This is a genomic window from Massilia sp. Root133, from assembly GCF_001426525.1.
GTDB lineage: Bacteria > Pseudomonadota > Gammaproteobacteria > Burkholderiales > Burkholderiaceae_D > Telluria > Telluria orientalis.
This window is the reverse complement of sequence record NZ_LMEW01000012.1, coordinates 368,765-381,141: the sequence shown is the minus strand read 5'-3', so window position 1 is coordinate 381,141 and position 12,377 is coordinate 368,765. Positions and strand designations below refer to the sequence as shown.

The 12,377-nt window shown below is 67.6% G+C and carries 9 protein-coding genes; 6 read left to right on the top strand and 3 right to left on the bottom strand.

Annotated features, from left to right (window positions below; translation table 11 throughout):
- The first annotated feature begins 10 nt into the window (after window positions 1-10).
- Window positions 11-1,153, top strand: a complete 1,143-nt coding sequence (locus tag ASD28_RS12395; protein ID WP_056127723.1) for a GNAT family N-acetyltransferase — start codon at window positions 11-13, stop codon at window positions 1,151-1,153.
- Window positions 1,154-1,177: 24 nt separating this feature from the next.
- Here ASD28_RS12395 and ASD28_RS12390 read toward each other — a convergent pair whose 3' ends face one another.
- A complete protein-coding gene (locus tag ASD28_RS12390) occupies window positions 1,178-2,587 on the bottom strand; it encodes a PLP-dependent aminotransferase family protein (RefSeq protein WP_056127721.1) in 1,410 nt (469 codons plus the stop codon).
- Window positions 2,588-2,722: 135 nt separating this feature from the next.
- On the opposite strand from ASD28_RS12390, the gene ASD28_RS12385 reads away from it, so the two are divergent.
- The gene (locus ASD28_RS12385) at window positions 2,723-5,053 is read left to right on the top strand and encodes an FdhF/YdeP family oxidoreductase (RefSeq protein WP_056127718.1); all 2,331 of its coding nucleotides are present in this window, start codon (window positions 2,723-2,725) and stop codon (window positions 5,051-5,053) included.
- A 263-nt stretch (window positions 5,054-5,316) separates the two neighbouring features.
- Here the strand turns inward: ASD28_RS12385 and ASD28_RS12380 are convergent, their stop codons facing one another.
- Both ASD28_RS12380 and ASD28_RS12375 read right to left on the bottom strand, forming a co-directional pair.
- The gene (locus ASD28_RS12380; protein ID WP_056127716.1) at window positions 5,317-5,880 is read right to left on the bottom strand and encodes an N-acetyltransferase; all 564 of its coding nucleotides are present in this window, start codon (window positions 5,878-5,880) and stop codon (window positions 5,317-5,319) included.
- Window positions 5,877-6,797 carry a LysR family transcriptional regulator gene (locus tag ASD28_RS12375; protein ID WP_056127713.1) on the bottom strand — a complete coding sequence of 307 codons (921 nt, stop codon included), beginning with the start codon at window positions 6,795-6,797 and terminating at the stop codon, window positions 5,877-5,879. Before ASD28_RS12375 ends, ASD28_RS12380 begins: the two co-directional genes overlap by 4 nt.
- A 343-nt stretch (window positions 6,798-7,140) precedes the next feature.
- On the opposite strand from ASD28_RS12375, the gene ASD28_RS12370 reads away from it, so the two are divergent.
- The 4 genes from ASD28_RS12370 (at window position 7,141) to ASD28_RS12355 (ending at window position 12,376) form a co-directional block, all read left to right on the top strand.
- Entirely contained in the window at window positions 7,141-9,435 is a 2,295-nt protein-coding gene (locus ASD28_RS12370; RefSeq protein WP_056127711.1) for a TonB-dependent receptor, read from the top strand.
- A gap of 92 nt (window positions 9,436-9,527) precedes the next feature.
- A complete protein-coding gene (locus tag ASD28_RS12365) occupies window positions 9,528-10,403 on the top strand; it encodes an alpha/beta fold hydrolase (RefSeq protein ID WP_056127708.1) in 876 nt (291 codons plus the stop codon).
- A 16-nt stretch (window positions 10,404-10,419) separates the two neighbouring features.
- Window positions 10,420-11,613: a substrate-binding domain-containing protein gene (locus ASD28_RS12360; protein ID WP_056127705.1), complete on the top strand. Its 1,194-nt coding sequence runs from the start codon at window positions 10,420-10,422 to the stop codon at window positions 11,611-11,613.
- Window position 11,614: 1 nt separating this feature from the next.
- Window positions 11,615-12,376, top strand: a complete 762-nt coding sequence (locus ASD28_RS12355) for an ABC transporter ATP-binding protein (RefSeq protein ID WP_056127702.1) — start codon at window positions 11,615-11,617, stop codon at window positions 12,374-12,376.
- Window position 12,377: the final 1 nt, after the last annotated feature.

The following is a 12,377-nucleotide window of genomic DNA, read 5'->3' as shown; positions in this document are numbered from 1 at the left end:
GGAAGTCATCTTGAATTATCGCACGCATATCGTTTCTTCTCTGTCCGAGATCGGGCAGGCGGACTGGGATACCCTCGTGGCCCAGCAGCAGGCCCCGAACCCCTTCCTGTCCTTTGCCTTCCTGCACGCCCTGCACGAATCCGGCAGCGCCACGCCGGAGACGGGCTGGCAGCCGCAATACATCGCCCTGTATGACAAGGATGAGCGCCTGGCCGCCGCCCTGCCCCTGTACGTGAAAGGCCATTCGTACGGCGAATACGTGTTCGACTGGGCCTGGGCCAACGCCTACCAGGAGCATGGGCTCGACTATTACCCGAAGCTGCTGTCCGCGATCCCGTTCACGCCCGTCAGCGGCCCGCGCCTGCTCGCGCGCGACGCGGACGCGCGGGCGGCGCTCGTCGACGTGCTCGTGAAAACGCAAAAGGCGACGGAGGTCTCGTCCACGCACGTGCTGTTCCCGCCGGACGAGCAGGCGAAGCAGCTCGCCGATGCCGGCTTCCTGCTGCGCAGCGGCGTGCAGTTCCACTGGATGAATGCGGGCTACGCCACGTTCGACGAGTTCCTCGCGACGCTCGAGCAAAAGAAGCGCAAGAACATCCGCGCCGAGCGGAGAAAAGTGCGCGAGGCGGGCGTGACGTTGCGCCGCGTGCGCGGTCCGGACATCACCGACGAGGAATGGCGTTTCTTCGCGCGCTGCTACCGCAACACCTACTCGGAACACTTCTCGAAGCCCTATCTGAACCTGGACTTCTTCCGCCGCATCGGCAAGACGATGCCGGACAACCTGCTGCTCGTGATCGCGGAGCGGGACGGCCACCCGATCGCGGCGTCGCTCGTCGTGCACGACAAGACCACCTTGTACGGCCGCTACTGGGGGGCACTGGAACACGTGCCCTGCCTGCACTTCGAGACGGCCTATTACCAGCCGCTGGAATTCTGCATCGAACAGGGCATCCAGGTGTTCGAAGGCGGCGCGCAGGGCGAGCACAAGATGGCGCGCGGGTTCCTGCCGACGCGGACGTGGTCCGCGCACTGGCTCGCACATCCATCGTTCGCCGATGCCGTCGAGCGCTTCCTGGAACGGGAGGCCGGCGGCATCGACGATTACATCGATGAACTCAACGACCGGAACCCGTTCCGTACAGGATCGTGACGGCCGCGACGAGACCGCCCTTGTTCATGCGAGCTCCGCGACGAGTCGGCCCAGCGTACGCAGCGCGTCCTCGGTCGCCTGGGTCCACGGGTAGCTGTAGTTGAGGCGGATGCAGTGCGTCCAGCTGCCGCGCGCCGAAAACATGTGGCCGGGGCCGACGGTGATCCCGTGCTCGAGGGCGCGGGCGTACAGCCGCATCGCATCGACGCCGCCCGCCAGTTCCACCCACAGCACGTAGCCGCCCTGCGGTTCCGAGACGCGGGTGCCGGCCGGGAAGAAGCGCAGCACGGCGGCCGCCATCATCCGCGCGCGCTGCGCATACCCCTTGCGCACCTGGCGCAGGTGGCGGTCGAAGCCGTCGTGCTGCAGGTAGTCCGCGATCGCCAGCTGCGGCAGCGACGGCGTGCTGAGTGTATTCAGGAATTTCAGCTTTTCCACCTGGGCCGCGTAGCGTCCCGCCAGCGCCCAGCCGATGCGGTAGTTCGACGTCAGGCTCTTCGAGAACGACGCGCAGTGCAGCACGAGGCCGCGCGTATCCCATGTCTTGAGGGGGCACGGGTGGCTGTCGCCGTAATACAGCTCGTCGTAGACGCAGTTCTCGATCGCGGGGATGCCGTGCTCCGCGAGCAGCGCCACGAGTTCGCGCTTGCGCCCGTCCGGCATGAGGAAGCCGAGGGGATTCTGGAAGTTCGGCATCACCATCACCGCGGCCACGCGCTGGCTGGCCAGGATCGTGCGCAGCGCGTCGACATCGATACCGGTGCGCCGGTTCGTCGGCACCTCGAGCGCGCGCATGCCCATGCGCTCGATCGCGTGCAGCATCGCGTAGAACGTCGGCGACTCGACGGCGATGGTATCGCCCGGCCTGGCGACGGCCTGCAGGCACAGGTTGATGGCCTCGGTGGCGCCGACGGTGACGATGATCTCGGCCGGATCGACGGCGACCCCGTGTTCCATGTAGCGGCGCGCGATCTGGCGGATCAGTTGCGGATTCCCCGGCGGCAGGTCGTCCAGCACGCTGACGGGGCGGCTGCGCGCGATCGCGTTGGCGTACCGGCTGATGCGCGCCGCCGGGAAGGCGGCCGGATCCGGGTACGGCGAACCGAGCGGCGCCGCGCCTTGCGTGCGGATCGTGCGCAACGTGGACAGCACGAGCCGGCTCACGTCCACTTCCGACGACAACGTCAGGGCGGGCGCCGGCTCGGCGGCACGAGGCGAGACGCGCGGCCGGGCGCGCACGAAGAAGCCGGATTGCGGCCGGCTCTCGATGACGCCCCTGCTCTCCAGCAGCGAGTACGCGCGCAGCACCGTGCTGATGCTCAGCTTGCGGCGCTGGCTGGCCTGGCGCACGGAGGGCAGCCGTTCCCCTTCCAGCAGCACGCCGCGCGCGACCTGGCCTTCGACTTCGGCGGCGAGGGACTCGTAGAGCTTCATGCGGACGAGTATAGCGCAGCGGTACAGTTGCAGCAGCGGGGGGCCAACTGTACTCCTTCCGCAGCTGCGCAACTGTATCTGCACAGTGCAAGGCTCATCCATGACACTGTTGCCATCGCAAATGGAGAGGCAAGCATGGCCGAGAACGACACCGGAGGGCGCATCGCCCCGTATCCCAACCCCGCCGGCGGCTGGGGCGCGCTGAAATACGTGGCGCTGAACCTGGTCCGCGAACGCGTGGGCAGGAACAGCATCGGGACGCTGCTCGCGCAGAACCAGCCGGACGGCTTCGACTGCCCCGGCTGCGCGTGGCCCGACCGCGTCCATACGTCCACGTTCGAATTCTGCGAGAACGGCGTCAAGGCCGTGGCGGCGGAAGCGACGAGCAAGCGCGTGCCGCCCGAGTTCTTCGCACGGCACACGGTGACGGAACTGATGGCGCAAAGCGACTTCGAACTGGAACAGCACGGCCGCCTGACGGACCCGATGGTGTACGACCGCGCCACCGACAAATACATGCCCATCGCGTGGGACGACGCGTTCGCCCTGATCGCACGCCACCTGAACGCACTGGACGATCCCGACCGCGCCGCGTTCTACACGTCCGGCCGCGCCAGCAACGAAGCCGCGTTCCTGTACCAGCTGTTCGCGCGCATGGTCGGCACCAACAACTTCCCCGACTGTTCCAACATGTGCCACGAGGCGACGAGCCGCGGCCTGCCCGGCACGGTGGGTATCGGCAAGGGCACCGTCACGCTGGACGATTTCGACGAGGCCGACGCCATCCTGATCTTCGGCCAGAACCCGGCCACGAACCATCCGCGCATGATGGGCCTCCTGCGCGAATGCGCGAAACGGGGCGCCGCCATCGTGTCGATCAACCCGCTGAAGGAGCGCGGCCTGGAACGCTTCCAGGACCCGCAAAGCCCGGCCGAGATGCTCACCAATGCCAGCACGCCGATCAGCTCCATGTTCGTGCGCCCGCGCGTGTCCGGCGACCTGGCCCTCATCAAGGCCGTGGCCAGGCGCGTGCTGGAACTGGACGACGATGCTCTCGCCGGCGGCGCCCCGCGCGTGCTCGACACGGCATTCATCGACGCCCACACGACCGGCTTCGCCGCGTTCGCGGCCGACCTGCGCGCCGAGGACTGGGGCATGCTGCTGGTGGAATCGGGCGTGCCGCGCGCCGACATCGAACGCCTGGCGCGGCTGTACGCGAGCGCCGACCGCGTGATCGCGTGCTGGGGCATGGGCCTGACCCAGCACAAGCAATCGGTGGCGGCCGTGCAGATGCTGTCGAACCTGATGATGATGCGCGGGCAGATCGGCCGCCGCGGCGCCGGCCTGTGCCCCGTGCGCGGCCACTCGAACGTGCAGGGCGACCGCACGGTCGGCATCGAGGAACGCCCCACGCCCGCCTTCCTCGACCGCCTGGGCCAGGTGTTCGACTTCGCGCCGCCGCGCCACCACGGGCTCGACGTCGTGGCCACGATCCGCGGCATGGTGGACGGCCGCGTGAACGTGTTCGTCGGCCTGGGCGGCAACTTCGCGGCCGCCACGCCCGACACCCCGCTCACGTGGGCCGGCCTGCGCCAGTGCGCGCTGACGGTGCAGGTGTCGACGAAGCTGAACCGCAGCCACCTCGTGCACGGCCGCGACGCGCTGATCCTGCCCACGCTGGGCCGCACGGAGATCGACCTGCAGGACGGCGTGGCGCAGGGCGTGACGGTGGAAGACTCGATGAGCATGGTGCACATCTCGTACGGCATCAACCGCCCCGCGTCGCCCAACCTGCTGTCCGAAATCGCCATCGTCGCGCGCATGGCCCACGCCACGCTGGGAAGCGGCAAGGTGGACTGGCTGGCGCGCGCCGCGAACTATGCGCTGATCCGCGACGACATCGAGAAGGTGTTCGACGACTTCTACGACTACAACGCGCGCGTGGCCAGGCCGGGCGGCTTCCACCTGCGCGTGGCGTCGCGCGAGCGCACGTGGGCGACGCCGAGTGCGCGGGCGCAGTTCGTCGTCAACGCGATCGACCGCGACACGGCGATCCACCGCGCCCGCGCCATCCACGGCGAGCGCCTGTTGACCATGATGACGACCCGCTCGCACGACCAGTACAACACGACCATCTACGGCCTGGACGACCGCTACCGCGGCGTGTTCGGCATGCGCCGCGTCGTGTTCATCCATCGCGACGATCTCGCGATGCTGGGACTGGAGGCGGGCGACAAGGTCGACATCACGAGCGTGTGGAACGACGGCATCGAACGCCGCGCGGACGGCTTCCTGCTCGTCGAATACGACATCCCGCGCGGCTGCGTCGGCGCCTACTATCCGGAGACGAATCCGCTCGTCCCGCTGGACAGCGTGGCCGTGGGCGCGGGCACGCCGACGTCGAAGTCGATTCCGGTGCTGCTGCACCCTGCGGGCCAGGATCTCGTCAAGGCTGCGAACACCTGAACCGTCATTCCCGCGCAGGCGGGAATCCAAGTTCTGCTTGCACCTCGGCAGCGCGTACAACTTGGGCCCCCGCCTGCGCGCACTGCTGTCCGGAATAATTTTTACCGTCGAAAGCGGGAACCCATGCTGACTGCTCGAAGTCGACTCTTTGTAGCCAACGAGGTGGAAATGAAGAACGTAGTTAGCATACTCAGTATGGATTCCCGCTTACGCGGGAATGACGATGCTATTTCTGACGGTTTTTGAAAACAATATTCCGGACACTAGTGCGCCTGCGCGGGGACGACATTCTTAATGCTGCTGACTGGCGTTCCTGGCGCGGAGAGGCGTGCCAGCGCGGCGGAAATGCCCGCTGCCGGCAACGTATAGCGCGCATACGGCACCCCGCGGTTGGGCGGCAGGTCGTGCTCGCGCACGAAGCCGATCGACTCGTACAACCGCAACGCGGTCGCCATGATGGGACTCGTGTGCAACCCGACGGCCGGCGCCCCCGCACGCCGCGCCCGTTCGAGCGAGGCCGCGACGAGCGCGCGGCCGATGCCGCCGCCGCGCGCCGCCGGGTCGACGACCAGCATGCGGATCACCGACCAGTCGTCCGGATAGATCGCGCCGCGCGGCCGTCCCGGCCCCACGTGCACGACGGCCCCCGCGACAACGCCGCCACGCTCCGCCACGAGCAGGTCGCCGTCCGCGGCCAGGTCGGCCATCCGGCCGATGCCCGCGCTGAACGTGGGCCAGTCCTCGTAATCGCCCGCATACTGCGCGAACGCGGCCAGCGCGACGGCGTTGACGGCGGCGCGGTCGGCCTCGACGTAGTCACGGATCATGCCGCCTTCCCCATGTCGCCGTTATGCCACCACAGCTTCGGATTGTTGTCGGCCAGGTCGCGCAGCAGGTCCCACACGACTTTCACGCGGCGCAGCCGGTACAGGTCCGTCGGCGCCGCGAGCCAGAACGAGCGCTCGGCATAAAAGCCCGGCAGCACGGGCACGAGGCGGCCGTCGTCCGGCACGGCGTACGGCGGCGCCATCATGAGGCCCATGCCCAGCGACGCGGCCTCGATCTGGGCCGTCATGCCCGAGCAGCACAGCCGGCGGCGCGGCGTGAATCCGAGCTCGTTCAGGTACGACAGCTCGCGGCTCGCGAGGCGGTCCTGCACATAATCGACGAAGTCGTGGCGTTCCAGGTCCGCGTGCGTGCGGATCGGCGGGTGCTTCGCCAGGTAGGTCGGCGCCGCGTACAAATAAAATCGGAAGGAGGCGAGCCGCGTGACCATGTAGCGCCCCGTCGACGGCGGGTCGAGCATGACGCCGAGGTCGGCCTCGCGGTTGGCGAGGTTGGCGAAGCGCGGCAGCGCCAGCAGGTCGATCGACAGGTCGGGGTGATCTTCGAACAGCTTCACGAGCAACGGCGCGACGACCCGCGTGCCGAACACCTCCGGCACGCCCAGCCGCACGACGCCGGCCGCCGCCACCTCCGCGCCGCCCAGCTGCTCGGTGGCCGCGAGCGCCGCGCCTTCCATCGCCTCGGCGTGCGGCAGCAGGGCCTGGCCCATCTCCGTCAGCTCGTAGCCTTCGCGCGACCGGTCGAACAGGGTCGTGCCCAGCTGCTGCTCGAGGCGGTCGATGCGGCGCGCCACCGTCGTGTGCTCCACGTCCAGGCGGCGCGACGCCCCGGACAGGGTGCCGGCGCGCGCCAGCTCCAGGAAAAACCGCAAGTCCGTCCATTCCGGCAGGCTGTGCATGTCTGTCTCCCCGTTCCTCGATCCGTCACGCATGGGATCGCCATTCGCTGCGGCTTTTTCGGGAACCGTTGTTTGATATCAAGGTGACATATTGTGCACCAGTGCACATTGCCGCTGCAACGTTTTCGGAACAGCGCTTGCGTATGCACAGCAAACCCGCTTTCCGGACGTTGCGACACGCCGCGCCCTCTGGCGCCGCCCCTCGCGGGACGTCCCACGGCGTTGTGCATAAATGCACACCCTGTGGGCGCGGCGTTGTCTTTTCAGCCAAATTCATCCGAGGCACACTGTGATGCATGCGAAGACTGAACGCATGACACCACAACAAAATCAGGAGACCTCAATGCGTCTTAGCAAGAAAAAACAGCAGCTGATCCAGCGCTCGGCTGCCGCCCTGCTCGTCTTGTCCGGCGGTGCCGCCGGCGCCGCGCACGCCCAGGAGTCGGGTGCCGCCAGCGGTGCCGCCGGCAGTGTCGTCACTGCACCGGAAGGCACGATCGAGAAAGTCGTCGTCACCGCGCGCCGGCGCGAGGAAACGCTGCAGGATGTCCCGGTGTCCGTTACTGCGTTCAGCGCCGACCAGCTCTCCAAGCAGGCCGTCCCGGACGTCGTCGCCCTGGCGACGGCGCTGCCGAACACCACCCTGAAGGCATCGCGCGCCACCAACTCGACCCTCACCGCGTTCATCCGGGGCGTGGGCCAGGCCGACCCGCTGGCCGGCTTCGAATCCGGCGTCGGCATCTACCTGGACGACGTGTATCTCGCCCGTCCGCAGGGCGCCGTGGCCGACATCTACGACGTCGAGCGCATCGAGGTGCTGCGCGGCCCGCAGGGCACGCTGTACGGCCGCAACACCATCGGCGGCGCCGTCAAGTACGTCACCCGCAAGCTGGCCCCGCGGACGGACGTGCGCCTGCGCGGCACCCTGGGCAACTACCAGGAACGCGACGCGGTCATCACGGCCAGCACGCCCGTCAACGAGCAGCTGCGCGTGGGCGGCACGGTCGCACGATTCAAGCACGGCGGCTACGGCACGAACCTGTTCGACGGTTCGCCGAACTACGACAAGGACCTGAAGGCCGCGCGCCTGTCGGCCGAATGGACGCCGACGCCCGACCTGTTCATCCGTCTCGCGGGCGACATCACGCAGGACGACTCGCATCCGAAGAACGGCCACCGCCTCATCGCCGGCCGCACGAGCGGCGCGCCGATCCTGTCCAACGTGTACGACTCGAATGCGGAGATGCTGACGGCCCTCGGCCACAAGCAGTCGGTGCGCCAGCACGGCGTCGCCGCCACCGTCGAGTGGAACGTGTCGCCCGAGCTGACGTTCAAGTCGATCACCGCGCAGCGCCAGGACAAATCGTGGGCGCCGATCGACTTCGATTCGCTGCCCGTCATCGACATGGAAGTGCCGGCGCTGTACACGAACCGCCAGTTCAGCCAGGAGTTCAACCTGACCTACACCGGTCCGAAGATCCAGGGCACGGCCGGCGTCTACTACATCGACGCGAACGCCTACAACAAGTTCGACACGATCCTCGCGGGCGCCGTCCCGACCAGCACCTTCACGAGCGGCAGCATCGACACGAAGGCCTGGGCCGCATACGCCGACGGCAGCTACAACCTGACCGACGCGCTGCAGCTGTCGCTGGGCGGCCGCTACACGGTGGACAAGCGCGACGCCGACATCTACCGCCAGATCTACCTGGGCCTGAAAGGCACGCCGGAAATGGGCAACCCGGGCGCACTGCTGTTCCGCACCGACACCGACCTGCGCGACCTGTCGCGCGAGGACAAGAAGTTCACGCCGCGCATCGCCCTGAGCTGGAAGGCGACGCCGTCGCAGAACGTGTACGCGTCGTATTCGAAGGGCTTCAAGGGCGGCGGCTTCGATCCGCGCACGAACGTGGTCGGCACGAAGATCTCGCAGGCGCAGGCCCGGGCCGGCTACAAGCCCGAGACGATTGGCACCTATGAACTGGGCCTGAAATCCTCGTTCAACGGCGGCCGCATCACGACCAACACGGCCGTGTTCTACAGCGACTACAAGGACGTGCAGATCCCGGGCTCGGTGGCCATCGACACGAACGGCGACGGCAAGGACGACAGCTTCGCGGGCCTCACGACCAACGCGGGCAAGGCCAAGATCAAGGGCTTCGAATTCGAGGCCGTGGCCCACCTGACGAAGGAATTCTCGCTGTCCGGCATGTACAGCTACATCGACGCCAAGTACAACGAGTACATCGTGGCGGGCGTGAACGTGGCCGACCAGCGCCACTTCCAGAACACGCCGCGCAACTCGGCGAACCTGCGCGCCACCTACGAGGTGCCGATGCCGCTGGCGGGCTACGACGGCCGCCTGTCGCTGATCGGCAGCGCGTCGTACCGCGGCCAGACGTACCAGTTCGAGGCACCGTCCGTCATCGACCAGGACGCGTACAAGCTGTACGACGCCAGCATCGTCTGGACGCGCGCCGACGGCAAGATCCGCGCCGGCCTGCACGGCAAGAACCTGTCTGACGTGCACTACAAGACGGCGGGCTATCTGTTCCCGACGTTGGGCAACGAAGGCACGCTGACGGCCTTCTACGGTGCGCCGCGCACCGTGCAGGGGACGATCGAGTACCGCTTCTGACCCGCCCCACCGCGTGGCCGGTTCGCCCGGCCACGCGCCCCACACCGGCATCCGCCGCACTACCGAACATCGAACGACAGGATATCGCCAGCGTGGCCAACTACACCTCCATCCGCTATACGAGCAACGACGGCCTCGCGCTGCATGCGCGGGACTACCCCGCGGACGCCGGCGCGACGGGGCGCCTGCCCGTGATCTGCATCCACGGATTGACGCGCAACGCATCCGACTTCGACGAGTTCGCGCCGATCGTGGCCCGCCAGGGCCGGCGCGTGCTGGCGCTCGACGTGCGCGGCCGCGGCGAGTCGCAGCGCGATCCGAATCCCGACAACTACACGCCGAGCGTGTACGCCGGGGACGTCGCCCGGTTCATGGCGGACCTGCACATCCCGCGCGCCGTGTTCGTCGGCACGTCGATGGGCGGCCTGATCACGATGACCCTGGCCGCGAAGCACATCGACCTGATCGCCGCCGCGGTGATCAACGACATCGGCCCCGTGATCTCGGAAAAAGGCCTCGCGCGCATCGCAGGCTACACGGGCCGGACGGCCGCCGTGGATTCGTGGGCCGCCGCCGCCGGCTACGTCCGCGACATCAACGCGTGCGCCTTCCCGGACAACGTCGATGCCGACTGGGACAAATGGGCGCGCCGCGCCTTCGCCCCGGACGCCGCCGGCCGGCTGGCGCCACGCTACGACCCGAATATCGCGATCGCGCTGCAAACCGGTAAACTCAGGCCGACGTCGCTGCCGCTGCGGATGGCGTTCCGCAAGCTCACGCAGGAACGTCCCGTATTGCTCGTGCGCGGCACGCTGTCGGACCTGCTCGAAGAACGCCAGGCCGCGTGGATGCGGCGCGCGGCGCCAGACATGACCTGCGTCGAAGTCCCGAACGTGGGCCATGCGCCGATGCTGACGGAACCGGTCGCGCTGGACGCGATCCTCAAGTTCCTGGCGAACGTGCCCTAACAATCAAGGAGACGACATGAAACACATTAAACCCCTGCCCCTGGCCCTGTTCGCCGCCTTCGCCATGACGGCGACCGGCGCCGCGCTGGCCGCCCCCGACCTGAAAGTCGCCCTCATCGCCGGCAAGACGGGCCAGCTGGAATCCTATGCCAAGGAAACGGAGACCGGCTTCATGCTGGGCCTCGAATACCTCACGGGCGGCAAGATGGAAATCAACGGCCGCAAGCTGAAGGTCATCGTCAAGGACGACCAGGGCAAGCCCGACCTCTCGCGCACCCTGCTGGCGGAAGCCTATGGCGACGACAAGGCCGACATCGCCGTCGGCACGACGTCGTCCGGCGCCGCGCTCGCGATGCTGCCCGTCGCCAAGGAGTACAAGAAGGTGCTGATCGTCGAACCGGCCGTGGCCGACGAGATCACGGGCGCCAAGTGGAACAAGTACATCTTCCGCACCGCGCGCAATTCGATGCAGGACGCGCTGGCCGCCGCGTCGACGCTGAAGAACGGCAGCGTCGCGTTCCTCGCGCAGGATTACGCGTTCGGCCGCGACGCCATCAAGGCCGGCAAGGAAGCGCTGGCCGCCACGGGCAGCAAGGCGAACGTCGTGCACGAGGAATACGCGCCGGCCGCCGCGACGGACTTTACCGCGCCCACGCAGCGCCTGTTCGACGCGCTGAAGGACAAGCCGCAGCCGCGCGTGCTGGCGATCGTCTGGGCCGGTCCGAACCCGATGAACAAGATCGCGGACATGAAGCCGGAACGCTACGGCATCTCGCTGGCCCCGGGCGGCAACATCCTGCCCGTGATGAAGACGTGGAAGGCCTACGCCGGCACGGAAGGCACCATCAATTACTACTACGGCTTCCCGAAGAACAAGATGAACGACTGGCTCGTGGCCGAGCACACGAAGCGCTACAAGGCTCCGCCCGACATGTTCACGGCGGGCGGCATGGCGGCGGCGGCGGCCGTCGTCGCGGCGCTGCAGAAAGTCTCGTCCGGGAACGGCGACCAGATGGCGGCGGCGATGGAAGGCATGTCGTTCGAGACGCCGAAGGGATTGATGACGTTCCGCAAGGAAGACCACCAGGCGCTGCAGCCGATGTACCATTTCCGCATCAAGAAGGACCAGAAGAACGAATGGGACCTGCTGGAACTGGTACGCGAAATCCCGGCCAGCGAGCTGCCGCTGCCCGTGCGGAACAAACGCTGACATGACCGCGCCTTCGCTCGCCACGCGCGACTTGACCATCCGCTTCGGCGGCCACGTGGCCGTCAACGCGGTGACGGCCGAGTTCTACCCGGGCACGCTGACCGTGATCGTGGGCCCGAACGGCGCCGGCAAGACGACGTACTTCAACCTCGTCTCGGGCCAGCTGCCGGCGACGTCCGGCAGCGTGTTCGTGGGCGGCCAGGACGTCACGCGGCTCGGCCCCGCGCGCCGCACGCGCCTGGGCGTGGGCCGCGCGTTCCAGCTGACGAACCTGTTCCCGCATTTGACGGTGCTGGAGAACGTGCGGCTGGCCGTGCAAAGCCGCGCCGGCATCGGCATGAGCATGCTGTCGCTGTGGTTCGGCCACAAGGAAGTCATCCAGCGCGCCGAACACTACCTCGAACGCGTATCGATGAGCAGCAAGCGCGCCTCTCTCGTCGGCACGCTGTCGCACGGCGACCAGCGCAAGCTGGAGGTGGCGATCCTGCTCGCACTGGAACCGTCCATCCTGATGTTCGACGAACCCACGGCCGGCATGAGCGTGGACGAGGTGCCGGTCGTGCTCGACCTGATCCACCAGGTCAAGGCCGAGCGCAACCGGACCGTCCTGCTCGTCGAGCACAAGATGGACGTCGTGCGACAACTTGCCGACCGCATCGTCGTGCTGCACAACGGCACGCTGGTGGCGGACGGCCAGCCGGCCGAGGTGATGCAATCGAAAATCGTGCAGGAGGCCTATCTTGGCACCCCCGAACCCGCATGAC